This window comes from Lewinella sp. LCG006, assembly GCF_040784935.1.
GTDB lineage: Bacteria > Bacteroidota > Bacteroidia > Chitinophagales > Saprospiraceae > Lewinella.
Map to the genome: position 1 here is coordinate 5,115,565 of NZ_CP160680.1, position 15,236 is coordinate 5,130,800.

The following is a 15,236-nucleotide window of genomic DNA, read 5'->3' on the forward strand; positions in this document are numbered from 1 at the left end:
CAAAGGACACCAAGGTTTTTTTTGAACCATACGAGGGATTATAAGGGGCATATAAGGACGTCTTTGACAAGGCAAATTCACGAATTTAACCAACTAAGGCTTAGTTTTCTTGAAAAAAAGCCTCCACCGCAGCCTGCGGGGAGAGCTCTTCAGCGCGGATGGCAGCCTCCAGTTTTGCTAACTTTTCTTGATGATCGCTGGGTTGTAGAAACTGGTCGAGGATGCGTTGGCGGAGCTGTTGCTGAAACCAGTGGATGGCTTGTTCCTGCCGGTTGTGTAGAAAAAAGCCATTGTCTTTTGTGAGGGATTGGTAGTCCTTTATTTCTTCGATGATAGCGGGAATACCGGCTCCAGTGATGGCCGAGCAGGTTTGTGCTTTGGCGATCCAGTTGCTGCTTTTGGGCGGAAAAAGGTGGAGCGCCCGCTGATACGCAGCCCGGGCCTGTTGCGCGGGGATACGTCGGTCGTCGTCGGCTTTGTTGACGGCAATGAGGTCGGCCATTTCTACGACGCCGCGTTTGATGCCCTGGAGTTCATCACCCGCACCGGGGAGGAGAAGGAGCAAGAAGAAATCGGTGAGTTTATAAACGGCCACTTCCGACTGTCCCACGCCTACCGTTTCCACAATGATAAAATCATAGCCAGCAGCTTCGCACAAGAGGATGAGCTCGCGGGTTTTTGCAGCCACCCCGCCCAGTGATTCACCAGCGGGAGAAGGGCGGATGAACACATTGGCATGGATTGACAACTGCGCCATGCGGGTCTTGTCGCCCAGGATGCTACCGTGTGTAAGTTGGCTGCTAGGATCGACAGCGAGTACGGCGACCTTTTTACCGGCTTCGACGAGTGCCAAGCCAAAAGCTTCGATAAAAGTGCTTTTACCAACGCCCGGGACACCAGTGATCCCCAGGCGAAAGGAACGCCCGCTGTGGGGGAGGCACCCTTCGACAATCGTGCGCGCTTTGCGCTGGTCTTCCAAGCGGGTGCTTTCAACCAGCGTAATGGCCTGACTGAGCAGCACACTATCCCCCGCCAGAATACCTTGCAGATAATGGCTGGCCGGAAAATCCTGCCGTTGCCGCTGGCGCAACCGAGGATTGATGCTGGCCGGTAGCTGATCCGGCTCCGGTTTGGAAGAAGTGTTTTTAGCCATTCTGCTAAAATACGTTAAATGTCTATTAAAGTAAACCTGGGCCAGTGACCATTATTGCTGCTACACGTTTAACAGATAACAGACTTGTTCGTCCGGGGGGCTTTGGAGGGAAGACGCCGCTATCTTTTGTTCCCGCAAGCGAACAAAGTGGGAACATAGCCTTAGCTACGTGACCACTTTGGTTGCGAAGTGGGAGCGGAAGAGAGCAAGTCAGCCCCCAAATGTTCCCGGCCGAACAAGTCTAATAGACGCCCGGCGCGCTTTCTTTTGTAATTACTGCCACACTTGCGCGTCGGAGCGTCTTATTCTTATTTACCCGTAAACACGGGTTTTCTCTTTTCCATAAAGGCTTGTACTCCCTCTTTGTAATCTGCGGTTTGTCCGGCGGTTGATTGAATTTGATCTTCAATCTCCAGTTGTCGGTTGAGGTCGTTACTCAGGGACTGGTTCAGTGCGCGTTTGGTGAGGCCAAGGCCGGTGGTCGGCATTTCTGCCAATTGATGAGCCAGGTCGAAGCTTGCTTTTTCGAAGCCCTCGTCGGGGAGGGTCTTATAAATCATCCCCACACGGGCAGCTTCTGTAGCACTTATTTTATCCCCCAACATCATGTAGGCGGTGGCGCGTTGTAGACCTACCAGACGAGGGAGGAAGAAGGTGCCACCGCTGTCGGGGATTAAACCAATTTTACTAAAAGCCTGGATAAAGCTGGCCGATTCGGCGGCCACGGTAATGTCGCAAGCCAGGGCTACATTGGCTCCGGCACCTGCCGCCACACCATTGACTGCCGCGATGAAAGGCTTCTCCGTTTCCCGAATCAGGCGGATGATCGGGTTAAGGTGTTCGGAAATGATCTTACTGAGGCCGGGAGCATTTTCCTGGGTAACCTCACCCAAATCCTGACCGGCACAGAAGGCTTTGCCTGCGCCAGTAATGAGAATGGCTCTAATGTTTTCGTCTCCTGCACATTGTTTGAGTGCTTCTTGCATACTCAGGGCCAATTCGCGGGTAAAGCTATTGTATTTCTGAGGGCGGTTGAGCGTAATACAGCCAACCTGGTTTTTGATTTCAAAAAGGATAGGATCCATAAAAAGGTTTATTTTACTCAACAGCAGCCTTCGCCAGTTGAAAGTTAGGTTCTGTGATCATGTTTTTCAGCACCTTGGGTAGCCGGAAACGTTGGCCGTAATCCTGGTGGTAGACTTTGGCTTGCGTTATGAAATGCTCAATGCCATAATCCTGCACAAACCGGATGACGCCGCCAGTCTCTTTGGGGAAGCCCCAACCGTAAACACTGCCCAGGTTGGCCGCTGCGGCGGAAGTGATCACATCCTCTTGCATGCACCACAAGGCTTCGATGACCTGGGCGAAAAGCAGGCGTTCGTTGAGTCGCTTACGATCGTAGTTCAGTTTATTGGGAGCCCAGTGATCGCTAAGACCTTTCCATAAAACCTTGTTACCCGTTTGATCGTATTCGTAAAAACCTGCTTTTTTGGCGCGTCCGGTACGTTCCAGTTCTTCAATCATGGTTTTGAGAACACTCACCGAGGGGTGCTGGACGTAGTTGCTGCCATAGTGCATGGCGGCTTGCTCTTCGTACTTGAGTACCAACTGTAAACCCATGGCATCGGCCAGTTCCAGCGGGCCAAGGGGAAGGCCCAACTGACGACCAGAATTTTCGATCAACGCCGGTGGATAACCCTCTTTGAGCATGCTTATCCCTTCCAGGATGTAGGTGTTTTGCACCCGGGCAGCATAGAAGCCCCACACGTCTTTAACAACGATGGGGATTTTCATAATTCTTTGCACAAAGTCGATAGCGCGGGCAACCGTTTCCTCCGAGGTGTTGGCTCCAACGACGATTTCTACCAAAGGCACACGCTCCGCAGGGGGAAAGAAGTGCAACCCTACGTAATTCTGGGGACGTCGCAAGGCTTTGCTCAGCTCCGCAATAGGAATCGAGACGGTATTGGTACCGATAATGGTATAATTATCCATCTGGTCTTCCGCCTCTTTGGTGACCTTTTGTTTGAGTTGCTGGTTTTCGAAAACAGCCTCAATGACGATGTCACAATCGGCAAAATCGCTTGCTTTTTCGGTGGTGACCAAGCGTTCCATGATCTCCTTTTTTTCCGTTTGGTGGAAGGTTCCTTCCCGAATGAGATCATCGATGCGCTGGCTGACGTATTCGCGGCCACGCTCGGCAATGGCTTTGCTTACGTCTTTGAGAACGACCGATAGGCCGTTTTGGATGCAGGCCAGCGTGATGCCCGAGCCCATACGACCCGAGCCGATGATGCCTACTTTGCGAACGCGGAATTTACCGTACCCTTTAGGGCGGTTGATGCCCTTCTTGATGGAGTGGTAATCCATCCAGAAAGTACTGATCATGTTTTTTGCCGTATTGGAACAAACCAGGTGCGCAAAGCGACGGTTCTCGATGCGGCAAGCCGTTGAGAAGTCTACTTTGGAACCTTCTACCAAAACATTGAGGATGGTGCGTTTGGCGGGAGAATTGTTGTAGGTCGCAGCCGCCAGTTCAGCCGCCGTAGCACGAACCCGTTCGATCAGCTCCGGATCTTTGGCGGTGCCACCGGGGATGGTCTCCCCCTGTTGATCCCAGGGGCGGTGCCAGTTGGGGTGGGAGAGGAGCCAGGCTCTGGCTTTTTCAATTAGTTCTTTTTGAGTACTTGCCAAATCATCAATAATCCCCACCTTGAGGGCTTCCTGCGGAGAATAATGTCTGCCGGAGGTAAGAACAGGATAGGCTTTTTCGATACCAAGCAGCCACATCATACGCACGATACTTCCGCCACTGGGCATAAGGCCAAGGTTGACCTCAGGAATCCCTACCCGCACTTTGGGATCATCCAGCACAATGCGGTGATGACAGGCAAGGGCCACTTCGAAACCAGTACCCAGCGCATTGCCTGCAATGGCCGCTACTACGGGCACCCCGGGTCGCTCCAAGTCGCGGAAAAAGCGACTAAGCTTTTCAGCTTCCCGGAAGAGTTCTTCGGGGTCACTGGCACCGTAGAGGTAACCAAGGTCGCCTCCGGAGAGGAACGATTTTTTGTTTGAGGTGAGGATGACGCCTTTGAGTTGCCCCTGGGCTTTTTCTTCCTGTAGGCGTTTGATAACGGGCAGGAAGGCATCCGTGATCTCGTGATTGATAACATTGTCTTCCCGATCTTGCATGTCGAAGATGATCGTGACAATGTTAGCCGTATCTTTTTTTAGCCGGATCATACGCGTTGAATTATGGTAGCCACGGCCAATCCTGCACCAGCGCAGAGGGTGACCAGTCCGGTTTGTAAATCTCTTCTTTCCAGTTCATCCAGCAGGGTACCTAAGAGCATGGCACCTGTTGCTCCGAGTGGATGTCCCAGGGCAATGGCACCACCATTGACATTCAGTTGGTCATCGCTTAAGTTGAGGTCACGTTGGAATTTGAGGACGACAGAGGCGAAGGCTTCATTACATTCCCACAAGTCGATGTCTTTGGCTTTTAGCTTGCTGATTTTTAAAGCTTTTTCTGCCGCCAGGCTTGGCCCGGTGAGCATGATGGTCGGGTCGACAGCAACGGTAGCACAGCTCAAGATGCGTGCCCGGGCTTTTAAACCCAGGGCTTTTCCTTTTTTTTCGTTTCCTAATAAAACGAGTGCTGCACCATCAGCAATGGAACATGAATTGCCGGGTGTATGGAGGTAGTGTACTTTTTCCACTTCCGGATAACGGTGCAAGGCCATAGCGGCAAACCCCTGGTCGCCAAGATGCGCAAAAGAGGGTTTTAGCCGCGCCAATTGTTCCAGGTTGGTGTCGGGGCGGATGGTTTCATCCTGTTGGAGGATTGGTAAACCATTGGCGTCGCAGATGGGGACGATGCTGGATTGGAAATAACCAGCCGTTTGGGCCGCCGCAGCACGTTGGTGAGATTGTACGGCATAAGCATCAAGTTCTTCGCGCTGGAAGCCTTCCATGGTCGCAATAAGATCGGCCGCAACACCTTGGGGGAGGTAGTTTTGGGTCATAAAAACGCCCGGGTCATTCAGCAGTGCTCCACCATCGCTACCCATAGGAACGCGGCTCATACTCTCGGTGCCTCCGGCGATAGAAAACTCTTCCCAACCTGCTGCAATTTTGGCCGCCGCCAGATTGACGGCCTCCAGGCCCGAAGTGCAGTAGCGGTTGATCTGCATCCCCCCGTTGGCCGCTGACATCCCCGCTTCCAACAAGGCCGTTCGCGCAATGTTAAACCCCTGATCACCGATGGGCGTGACGCAGCCGATGATTAAATCATCCACATCGGTAGGCTGGAATTGATGACGACGCTGAAGGGCGCGTAAGGCCACTTCCAGCAAGTGTACTGGTTTTACCTCGTAAAGTGCGCCGCGTGCTTTACCGTGGGCACGGGGCGTACGAAGCGCATCATAGATAAAGACGTCTTTCATATTGGTTGGGGAGCTTCAGCTTATCTTGTTTCTTGGCCACAAGATAGCCAATGCAGTAGTGTCCTCCAAGCTGGAAAGGCCCCTTCTATCCTTTTTAAATTAATGCTGGTAGATAATTCTGTGCTTTGCGTAACAATTCTATTATTTTTGGCAGAAATAATTCAATCTATGGCCACACGTACCAAACTGACCCCTTTTGCACGCTTGTTATTGTTCCTCCTCTTTTTAGTTCCTTTAGCTTACGGCGGAGCACTTTACCTACAAGGCAAAGACCCTATTGCCGAGGTAAAAGGAATGATGGGCGGAGCATCCTCCAGTTCTTCCTCCAAGTCATCTTCTTCGACTTACGATCCCCAACAAGAAATTGAAAAATTGAAAAAAGAAAACCGAGAGCTGAAGCAGAAGGTTAAAGAATTGGAAGCAAAAATCAAAACACAGGAAAGCGATAGCTCTTCCCGCCAGAAGTGGGGAAACTAAGCTGGACTTTCGGTGAAAGTCCGTCGAGCCCGCCTGGCTAGTCGGACAGGAGATGCGGTCCGCTTCGCGTCCCTAGTGTAGAGAGTATAGGGATAGCAAAGAATTAGGCAATTATTTCCAACTTCAAGGAGAAAATTCGATGTTGGGTAATTAAAAAATAGTTTCCACTAGCGTATTACATCCCTATATCCTCTACCAAAAAATCCTTCTACGACCTTCGGCAAATGCCGGAAGTCGAGATAACTTTAACTAAAATCTCAACATCATGACTATTATCCTTCTTGCCGTACAAGCCGGGCTAGGCTCCTTCCTCATCAAGGTGCTCTTGATGGGATTGGTACTTATGGGCGCTGCTTATTTACTCAACGGGGTAGCTATTGAAGATTTTACCCGCGCCATTATTGTTGCTTTTGTACTCGCCATCCTGAATGCAACGCTCGGGGTATTTCTTGATTTTATCACCGCACCACTTCGCTGGATTACACTAGGCTTGTTTAGTCTGGTCGTCGATGCTGTTGTTTTGATGATTGCTGCCCACTTTTTAAAGGGATTTACGATTAAAAGCTTCAGTTGGGCACTCTTAATGGCTATTTTTGTGGCTGTTGCAAATGTCTTTTTGCATTTTTCTTAGTGACGGATTAAAAATAACTGCCCCCGTTTTTGATTCGCTAAAATTTTCTAAGCAAGCGACTAACAGGAGCTTGCGTGAAAATATTCGCGAATCAGTAGAAAAAACGGGGGCAGTTATTTCCGTCTTTTTACTTAGTCAATTTTATGAATCACTTGTCGCAATTGTACCTTTTTATCCTGGCTTTCATCGGACTCTATTTGAGTATACCCTTGGCGGGACAACAAGAGGCCAGGTGGTCGATTGGCGCAAGTGCTGGACAAACAATATACCAGGGAGACATCAGCCAGGACGGCTTTGGCTCGCTGCGTGGTAATACCTACGTCTGGGGTGGTAGTTTGCGCTATCGCCCCAGTGATTTTTGGTCTGTAGGCTTGCAAGGGCACTACGGCGAATTAGCAGGAGCCGATCGTTTTTACACCAATGATCCCTACCGAATTGCCCGCGATTTTGAATTTACGACCACCTTTAAAGACATTGCTTTTACGACCCAATTTTATCCCCTGGGGCGGCTTCGGCTCCAGCCGGAGGTGGGTATTGGTATCGGATTGGTAAGTTATTCACCGGAGGCTTTTTTGCTCGACAATACCCATTTGGAACTTTCCGACCTGATCAAAGATGATTTGGAGGCCGTAAGAATTGATCCTGCCTGGATCATCCCTTTACAATTTGGTCTATCCTGCCAAGTAACAACATCTTTGGGGTTGGAAACGGGCATGGTATATACCTTTACAGAAACCGATTATCTGGATGGTGTGAGTGTTGCTGCCAACCCTGGAAATCGTGATCGTTACGGGGCGTTTTATTTTGGGCTGAACTTGCATTTTGGTTACCTTTCTGATATTGACGAAGATGGGATTCCTGATGTTGATGATTTGTGTCCTCTCAAGCCAGGTCCTGCCCACACGCGTGGTTGTCCCGATGCAGATGGGGATGGCCTGCGTGACAGTGATGACCGCTGCCCACTAGCGGCAGGTGATCCTTTTTTCAATGGCTGCCCGGATACGGATGGTGATGGTACTGCCGATCCTTACGACCGTTGTCCCGCCGTCGCAGGCCCGCCAGAAGCCCTGGGTTGCCCCCTGAAAGACAGTGATAACGATGGGCTTTCGGATCACCTTGATGATTGCCCATTGGTAGCGGGCCCTAAAGATCGTCGTGGTTGCCCGGCGATTGATACCGATCTTGATGGCTTATTGGATGAAGACGACCGCTGTCCAGAAAAGTATGGTATCCCCTTGTTTCAGGGCTGCCCTGACACCGATGGTGACGGGATAGAAGATGACAAAGATGCCTGCCCAAATACCTTTGGCTATTATGATGAAGGCGGCTGCCCTTTGTTGAATGATACCAAAGAAGAAGCGCGAATGCTGGAACAGCAAATCCTGTTTTTCAGAACCAATAGTGCCGACCTCAGCAACTTCATGCTGCTAGATCGGATGGTGCTCTTTTTGAAAGAAAACCCCAATTACCGACTTTTCGTCAATGGTCATGCCGATAGTGAAGACCGCGAACAAGCCCCTGGTTACCTGAGCCAGCTACGTGCCGAGCGGGTAAAGCGCTACCTGCTCGACAGTGGGGTGCCCTTACAGCAAATAGCGGTTCGTGGCCACAGCAACCGCGAGCCTCTGCTGAATGCCAATTCTCCGACGGAACACCAGCGGGTTGTGTTTAGGTTGGAGGGGTATTAGGGTATTGGGTACACGGTACTTGGTATAATGTCAAATTTGGGGTTGCTAAATCCCTGTACCCAGTACTAAGTACCTAGTACTGTGAGGTTTGTCTTGAGTGCTTATGGTTTTTCAGGAACATAAAAGGCAAACCTCACGTTTGGTACTAAATTCCTTAATCAACGTATCTCATCGCCTCCTCTAGTCCCTCCCACAACCATTCCGGATCTTCTAAACCAATATAGAAACGAACGAGGGTCCAGTGCAGCGGGCTATCCGACCTGCCGGGAATACCATAGAAAGCTGCCGTGGGGAGTGCCAGCGATTCGTGTCCACCCCAGCTCACAGCCATGCTGAAGCGTTTGCTATCGAGTAGCGCATGGGTAAACCTTTCCATGCTTTCCAGGCTGGTCGCCGCAAAGTGGGCAGAAAACAAGCCGCCCGCACCACTCATCTGTCGCTTAGCGAGTTCATACTGCGGGAAGGTGGGCAGTAAAGGATGCAAGACCGATTTTACCTTCGGATGCTCCGCTAGCCGTTGGGCAATGATCATGGCAGTTTGGTTGCTTTGCTTCATGCGTAATTCCAGCGTGCGCAGGCCGCGAATAACGAGCGCTGCATCATTGGGGCTGATAATGGGGCCTAGCGTCATGTACTCGCGTTGGAAGATATGCTCAATTTTTTCTCGGCTACCACAAATGACACCTACCACAACATCACTGTGCCCATTGAGGTACTTGGTGCCGGAATGGATGACCAAGTCAATACCGAGCTCATGCGGATGCTGAAAAATAGGGGAGGCATAGCTGTTATCGATCATGGAAGTAAGCCCATGCTGGCGTGCCAAAGCAGCACAAGCAGCCAGGTCTTGGCAGTCAAAAGTGAGGGTGTTGGGGCTTTCCAGGTAAAGTACTTTGGTATTGGCTTGGATGGCCGCTGCAATAGCCTCGGTAGATTTCCCATCCACAAAAGTCGTGGTGACGCCGAAGCGGGGGAGGTAATCCGTCAGCAATATTTTCGTCCAGGAATACGGTGCATTTACGCAAACAATATGATCACCTTGCTGTACCTGACTTAGTACTGCCGCCGCTATGGCACCACTACCACTGCTACAGACCAGGGCTTCTTCGGTACCCTCCAAGGCAGCCAACTTTTCACGTAAGATTTTCACGGTAGGGTTGTTGCCCCTGGTGTAGAGATGGTTATCGAACTCACTGGTAAAGGCATTGCGAAAATCCTCCAAACGGTCATAGGCAAAGTTGCTGGATTGGATGATCGGCGGAGAGACGGCCCCAAAATAGTCCTTCCTGTTTTCGCCCAGGTGATTGAGGATATAGCTGAGATGCTTCATGCTGGTGGTTGCTGATTTTGAATGGGCAAATTAGGGCTTTCTCAGGCTTTTTTAGCCATCTCGTTCATCTTCAGCGGAAATTCTTTGGTCTGGATATCGCCATCGGCCTAATGTTCTGGCCATAATATTATATCACCCCTTCGGGATTTTTCCTGCTCACTCAACCTACGCTGGTTTAAAGAAAAGGTATGCGAAAGCATATTTCCAGAATGTTGTTATTTTGGCAACTTCAACGCTTAATGGTACAAACAACACCCGCCAAGCATGGAAAAACCTATCAAGGCCGAAGAATACATAGCCGCTCAAACGGAATGGCAAGATGGCCTAAAGCAATTACGTTCTCTGTTGCTGGCTACGGAATTGGAAGAAACCATTTTGGCAGGAGAAGGCTTGAATGATCGGTATAAGTAAACTGTATTTTAGCAACTATTGAGGGATTCGCTGGTTTTAAGGGAATCCACTCTTGTAATCAAAAAGAACAACTGTTATGAATCCCTTCAATACGACCTATAGCCTTGATAGCTCAGATCAAGAACTCATTCAACAAATATTGGAGGGCAAGAAAGCAGCCTTGACTGCACTGGTCAAAAGACACCAACCTTTCATTTACAACCTTGCCTGGAAGCTAACTGCAAGTGTGCAAGATGCCGAAGATCTGACCCAAGAGGCATTCGTTAAAATTATTTCTAATCTAAGTTCCTTTAAGCAGGAAAGTTCATTCCGCTCCTGGGCCTATCGCATCGTCAAAAATCATTTTTTGAACGACTTGAAAAAACCAGCCAATATTTTTGCTAGTAATTTTGATGAGCTGGGAGAGCGTTTAGATAACGCACCTAATGTGGAGTTATCGGAAAGTGAAAAAGCCGAACAAACTGAGCTAATTCGTGAAGTAAGGCTCCAGTGTTTATCCGGGATGCTGCTTTGCCTAACGAAGGAGCAGCGCATGATTTATATCATTGGAGACATTTTCGGTGCCGATCATAATATCGGTTCTGAAATTATGGAAATCAGCAAGGACAATTATCGCATGAAGCTTAGCAAGGCTCGCAAAGACTTATATAATTTCATGCAAAATAAGTGTGGCTTGGTAAATAAAGCAAACCCTTGTCGGTGCCATAAAAAAGTAACCTTCGCATCAAAAAACGGGATGGTTGACGCCAAAAATCTGCTCTTCAATCGCAAAGAGTTTTCCTCTTTCAAAAACGAGCTTGAGGCGGATGCCAATTACTTAGTCAGTGAAGCCGAAGTAAAATATTTTGAGTTGCACCAAGAGCACAGCTTCAGAACAACTTTTGAAAAAAAGAACTTCCTGTTAAAAATCCTCGAAGATGCCAAATGGAAGGCAGGTTTGAATTTGAATTAAAAAAATTCGCTCAAAGTCTTTACACATTCTTAAGTCCCTTGTCTAATCAGACAAAGCACACTAAGAATGTCAAAAAAGCTACTAGACAAGAGTTTACCCCGCCAAATACGGATTGGCGTTTGGGCGAGTATCATTTCCGCAGTCATGCTCATTGGGATTGGCCTGTTCTGGGTCGTTCATCCTGCAGCGACGGAGGGCTCTTTTTCGATTGTTCCCGATTCTGACGCAGCGGTAAGACTGGCAAAAATCGTTGCAATTTTTAAAGCAGTGGGCGATGTCTTGCCACCTGTTTTTATCCTCCTGGCCTTGAGTTTCCACCAGTTTAGGCTTGCTGGGCTTTTCCATGTCGTCACGCTGGTTTTAGTTATCGTAGTGGACATGTTCACTTGGGGCACCTTTGTTCCAGACGTTCAAATAATGGATGTTTTACAACATGTTCCATTTGCTATTCCTATGCTCATTGCAGCCTATTGTTTTCTCAAACCCATTAAAAAACTTACTTAAATGCTACTATTTATCCGAGTATTCCTGGTTTTATATGGCCTCATTGCCCTAGTCACTGGTTTTCATGCAGCAACGGGCACTTACGATCCCAACGTGGCACCTATGGCCGATAATTCCCACCGATTTATCGCCGCTATTTGGGGAGCGATGTCCTTGGCTTTTTTCTACGTAGCCTGGTATCCTTACGAAGTTACCCTGTTCCGCTTTTTGATGATTGCCCTTTTTGTTGGCGGCATCGTCCGATTAATTGCGCTGGTTAATTATCCTCCCACACCAGCCCTGATCATGCTCATTCTATTGGAGTTGATACCAACTGCACTGATGTGGTGGATGCATTCGAAATTACTAGACAATGGTACTTTTTAAGAACAGCACGGAAATAAAACACGAAGATGAATAAAGAACAGCAGATTGTACTGATTACAGGTGGGAGTTCCGGTATTGGACTTGCCCTTGCCAAGCAATTTTTAGCCAATGATTACACCGTCATCGTAACGGGTAGAAATTTGCAAAAGCTCGAACAAGTGAAAGCGGATATTCCAGCCATTCATATTGCGCAAAGTGATGTGACAGAAGATAATGACGTGAAAGAATTAGCGATGCAGCTCCAACAAAAATTCGGAGGAATAGATGTCTTAATCAATAATGCAGGCATCATGAACCTGCTTGATACGGGTAATGAGCACAATGATTTAGGCAAGCAGTTCAATGAAATTGAGATCAACTACCATTCACCGATCAGAATGCTACACTACTTTTTGCCTCAATTAAAAAAGAGTAAAAAGGCGGTGTTAATCAATGTCTCTTCGGGCCTCGCTTATGTGCCATTTTCTCAGGCTCCCGTTTATTCGGGCACCAAAGCTGCACTTCATTTTTGGACAAGAAGTATTCGGCCACAATTGGAGCCCTACGGTATAAGGGTCGTGGAGATTCTACCGCCAGTTGTAGATACCGACCTGGCCAGAGATGCCGACTTGTCGGATGAAAGTCTAACACCTATGCCACCGGAAAAAATGGCGGCTCTTTTTTGGAAGGACTACACCAGCGGCAAGGAAGAAATCACACCAGGCATCTCTAAACAACTGAAACTGATGAGTCGATTGGCTCCCAAGTTTATTTTTAATCAGTTGAATAAAAAACCAATTCCTAAATAATAACTAATGGACAACTTTACGATTTTAAACATGCAAGCAATAGCTGGCTTGGCGACCTTCTACCTCGCTTTTCGCTGGTGGGTGTTTCCCAGATTGGCTAAGCTATCGATCTACGATGCACTCGTTCCACTGGTGTTGTTTCACGGAACCAGATACCTGGGGATGGTCTTTTTAGTGGATACCCAAGTCTATGATGCTTTCCCCGACGACTTGGCCTGGACCATTGGCTTGTGGGATTATACTACCGCCATTTTGGCGATCATCACAGCCATCGCCTTGCGGAACAAATGGAAATTTGCGATCCTACTAACCTGGGTGTTTAACATCGTTGGTTTTACGGATTTGCTGGTCGCCTTTCCTCAGGTTTTTGGTATCAAGTTTTACAATTACGATATCGGAACGATGTGGTGGGCATTTGTTACCATCGGGCTCATCAATGTGATCATTCATATCTACATTTTCTACCGCCTCTTTCGTCCAAATCAAGTGTTGGAAAGCGTAGGGCAGTAAACCCTCATTTGAACTTATAGCATCGAACACTGCTAGCTGAAGGCCTCGTTTGGGCTATTCTTTTCATGGCTTTATCTCCTGATAAGGCATAACTATTTAATGAAAAAATCTTAAAGCATGTGCAAAGTAATTTCTCTTATTATAATATCCGTTTTCGGCTTTTACAACATCAACGCTCAAGGTGTTTACGCTGGCAAAGTCACGAAAGAGGAAGCGGATATCCCTGCCGACTTCCTGTTTGAATCTCAATTTATAACCCTGGGTACGGAAAAAATCCATTACGTGGAATCTGGTGAAGGTGATCCTGTTTTATTGTTGCACGGGCTGCCTTCGTCCTCTTACGTTTGGCGCAATGTGATTCCTAAGATTGATAGTGACAAACAAGTGATTGCACTTGACTTTTTGGGATTCGGCAAGTCCAGTTTCCCTGAAAACAGGGATGTTTCGATTGAGGTGCAGTACAAAATGTTTACCGATTTTATCGCTGCCAAGCAGCTCAAAAACGTGACCCTTTTTATGCAGGACATAGGCTCATTAGTAGGCATGCTTTACGCTATCAGAGAACCACAAAACGTAAAGGCCATCGTTCTGTTTGAGGCCCCCTTTATGCCCGCCGATTACATGTACGATCAGCTGCCCTTCACCTTCAAGGCCTTTATGAGGTTGACCCGTACTAAAAAAGGAAATGAACGTTGGATGGTAAAAAAGAATTTTGCGGGCAAGAAACTGGCGGTCAACTTCTTTACTGGTCGTAAACTGCCTAAGGAAGCTTATCCTCATTATACCCAGCCATGGGAGGAAGAGGAGCGAAGATATGCCATCACTAATGGTCCTGATCCTGCTGTATTATCTTACACCAAAGGAAAAGGAGAGAGTGAATTTGCCAGTATGTTAGACACTATTTCCACTGGTATGAAAAATACGGAGTTACCTATTTTGTATTTCTACGCTAAGAAAGGACTGGTAAATCGCAAAGAAGCCGTAGAGTATGCCCGCGAAAATTTTAAAAATTCCCAAGAAGTTTACTTAGGCAAAGGCAAGCATTTTCTTACAGAAAGTCACCCTCGGCAAATGAGCGAAAAGTTTAATGAGTGGTTCAAGCAGCTTAATTGAACTGTTAGGCCTGAGGAAATTTACTAATGACAAAGCTTACCCTCATTGCTATCAATTAGGAATGAGGGTAACTTCTTTTACAAGAAAATCTGCCCCCGCAAATAAGTGCTGGCTTGCCCTTCCAATAAAACCCTGTCGCCTTGGAGGGTGCAGCGCAGAATGCCTTTTCTTGGGCTGATTTGGTGAGCTTCCATAAGCGATTTCCCAAGCTTTTTAGCCCAGTAGGGGGTCATCAAAGTATGAGCAGAACCAGTGACAGGATCTTCGTTGATACCAAAGCGAGGGTAAAAACAGCGGGAAACAAAATCAACCTCGTCGCCGGGAGCGGAGACGATAATTCCTCGGACATCATATTCCTGGAGGGCATTGAAATCAGGGGCCATCCCCGCGATTTGCGCCTGGCTGTCCGTAATGATGAGCAAATCATCGTTGCCCAGGATCGCTTCTTTGATGGAGACGCCCAAGGCGCTTTCTAAATTAGAAGGGATGCTCACGGGCGTTCCTTCATCAGCCGGAAAATTGAGGCGATAGCCTTTTTCGAGGCGCTCTACTTCGAGGATGCCACTGAGGCTGCTGAAGCGAATAATTTTGCCAGTGAGGCCAATTTCTTGGAACAAAACATGGGCAGATGCCAAGGTAGCGTGCCCACACAAGCGAACTTCCTTGTTGGGGGTAAACCACCGCAAGGGGATGGCACCGTTTTCTTCCGGAAGGAAAAAAGCCGTCTCCGAAAGGTTATTTTCTCCAGCTATGGCTTGTAGTTTTTCATCAGATAACCACTTGTCAAGCGGGATAACCGCTGCCGGATTGCCACGGAGTAATTCGTGATGAAAAGCATCGACTTGGTAGATTCGCAAAACCATAA

General features: G+C 48.2%; 16 protein-coding genes. 10 read left to right on the top strand and 6 right to left on the bottom strand.

Annotated features, from left to right (window positions below; translation table 11 throughout):
• Nucleotides 1–100: 100 nt before the first annotated feature.
• From meaB to AB0L18_RS18355, 4 genes are all read right to left on the bottom strand, one after another.
• Nucleotides 101–1,153 (bottom strand): methylmalonyl Co-A mutase-associated GTPase MeaB, encoded by a 1,053-nt coding sequence (gene meaB, locus AB0L18_RS18340; protein ID WP_367388765.1) that lies wholly within the window; start codon nucleotides 1,151–1,153, stop codon nucleotides 101–103.
• 308 nt (nucleotides 1,154–1,461) lie between these two features.
• Nucleotides 1,462–2,238, bottom strand: coding sequence for an enoyl-CoA hydratase-related protein (locus AB0L18_RS18345; protein ID WP_367388766.1), 777 nt, complete (start codon nucleotides 2,236–2,238; stop codon nucleotides 1,462–1,464).
• A gap of 13 nt (nucleotides 2,239–2,251) precedes the next feature.
• Complete coding sequence (locus tag AB0L18_RS18350; protein ID WP_367388767.1) at nucleotides 2,252–4,399, bottom strand: 3-hydroxyacyl-CoA dehydrogenase NAD-binding domain-containing protein; 2,148 nt, start codon at nucleotides 4,397–4,399, stop codon at nucleotides 2,252–2,254.
• On the bottom strand, nucleotides 4,396–5,601 hold the full coding sequence (locus AB0L18_RS18355; protein ID WP_367388768.1) for an acetyl-CoA C-acetyltransferase: 1,206 nt from the start codon (nucleotides 5,599–5,601) through the stop codon (nucleotides 4,396–4,398). Before AB0L18_RS18355 ends, AB0L18_RS18350 begins: the two co-directional genes overlap by 4 nt.
• A 168-nt stretch (nucleotides 5,602–5,769) precedes the next feature.
• Here AB0L18_RS18355 and AB0L18_RS18360 point away from each other — a divergent pair, with 168 nt between their 5' ends.
• The 3 genes from AB0L18_RS18360 to AB0L18_RS18370 all read left to right on the top strand — a co-directional run bounded on the left by AB0L18_RS18360 (nucleotide 5,770) and on the right by AB0L18_RS18370 (nucleotide 8,397).
• Complete coding sequence (locus AB0L18_RS18360; RefSeq protein WP_367388769.1) at nucleotides 5,770–6,078, top strand: hypothetical protein; 309 nt, start codon at nucleotides 5,770–5,772, stop codon at nucleotides 6,076–6,078.
• 265 nt (nucleotides 6,079–6,343) lie between these two features.
• Nucleotides 6,344–6,709, top strand: coding sequence for a phage holin family protein (locus tag AB0L18_RS18365; protein WP_367388770.1), 366 nt, complete (start codon nucleotides 6,344–6,346; stop codon nucleotides 6,707–6,709).
• A 143-nt stretch (nucleotides 6,710–6,852) separates the two neighbouring features.
• Nucleotides 6,853–8,397, top strand: coding sequence for a thrombospondin type 3 repeat-containing protein (locus AB0L18_RS18370; RefSeq protein WP_367388771.1), 1,545 nt, complete (start codon nucleotides 6,853–6,855; stop codon nucleotides 8,395–8,397).
• A gap of 154 nt (nucleotides 8,398–8,551) precedes the next feature.
• Here AB0L18_RS18370 and AB0L18_RS18375 read toward each other — a convergent pair whose 3' ends face one another.
• Nucleotides 8,552–9,727: a PLP-dependent aspartate aminotransferase family protein gene (locus AB0L18_RS18375; protein WP_367388772.1), complete on the bottom strand. Its 1,176-nt coding sequence runs from the start codon at nucleotides 9,725–9,727 to the stop codon at nucleotides 8,552–8,554.
• Nucleotides 9,728–9,991: 264 nt separating this feature from the next.
• On the opposite strand from AB0L18_RS18375, the gene AB0L18_RS18380 reads away from it, so the two are divergent.
• The 7 genes from AB0L18_RS18380 to AB0L18_RS18410 all read left to right on the top strand — a co-directional run bounded on the left by AB0L18_RS18380 (nucleotide 9,992) and on the right by AB0L18_RS18410 (nucleotide 14,371).
• Nucleotides 9,992–10,138 (top strand): hypothetical protein, encoded by a 147-nt coding sequence (locus AB0L18_RS18380; protein ID WP_367388773.1) that lies wholly within the window; start codon nucleotides 9,992–9,994, stop codon nucleotides 10,136–10,138.
• 76 nt (nucleotides 10,139–10,214) lie between these two features.
• Nucleotides 10,215–11,090: an RNA polymerase sigma factor gene (locus AB0L18_RS18385; protein ID WP_367388774.1), complete on the top strand. Its 876-nt coding sequence runs from the start codon at nucleotides 10,215–10,217 to the stop codon at nucleotides 11,088–11,090.
• A gap of 66 nt (nucleotides 11,091–11,156) precedes the next feature.
• Nucleotides 11,157–11,594, top strand: coding sequence for a hypothetical protein (locus AB0L18_RS18390; protein ID WP_367388775.1), 438 nt, complete (start codon nucleotides 11,157–11,159; stop codon nucleotides 11,592–11,594).
• Complete coding sequence (locus AB0L18_RS18395; RefSeq protein ID WP_367388776.1) at nucleotides 11,595–11,960, top strand: DUF4345 family protein; 366 nt, start codon at nucleotides 11,595–11,597, stop codon at nucleotides 11,958–11,960.
• A gap of 26 nt (nucleotides 11,961–11,986) precedes the next feature.
• On the top strand, nucleotides 11,987–12,748 hold the full coding sequence (locus AB0L18_RS18400; protein ID WP_367388777.1) for an SDR family oxidoreductase: 762 nt from the start codon (nucleotides 11,987–11,989) through the stop codon (nucleotides 12,746–12,748).
• A gap of 6 nt (nucleotides 12,749–12,754) precedes the next feature.
• Nucleotides 12,755–13,258: a hypothetical protein gene (locus AB0L18_RS18405; RefSeq protein ID WP_367388778.1), complete on the top strand. Its 504-nt coding sequence runs from the start codon at nucleotides 12,755–12,757 to the stop codon at nucleotides 13,256–13,258.
• 117 nt (nucleotides 13,259–13,375) lie between these two features.
• Nucleotides 13,376–14,371 (top strand): alpha/beta fold hydrolase, encoded by a 996-nt coding sequence (locus AB0L18_RS18410; RefSeq protein ID WP_367388779.1) that lies wholly within the window; start codon nucleotides 13,376–13,378, stop codon nucleotides 14,369–14,371.
• Between the two features lie 77 nt (nucleotides 14,372–14,448).
• Here the strand turns inward: AB0L18_RS18410 and AB0L18_RS18415 are convergent, their stop codons facing one another.
• Entirely contained in the window at nucleotides 14,449–15,234 is a 786-nt protein-coding gene (locus AB0L18_RS18415) for a PhzF family phenazine biosynthesis protein (protein ID WP_367388780.1), read from the bottom strand.
• Between the last annotated feature and the right edge of the window lie 2 nt (nucleotides 15,235–15,236).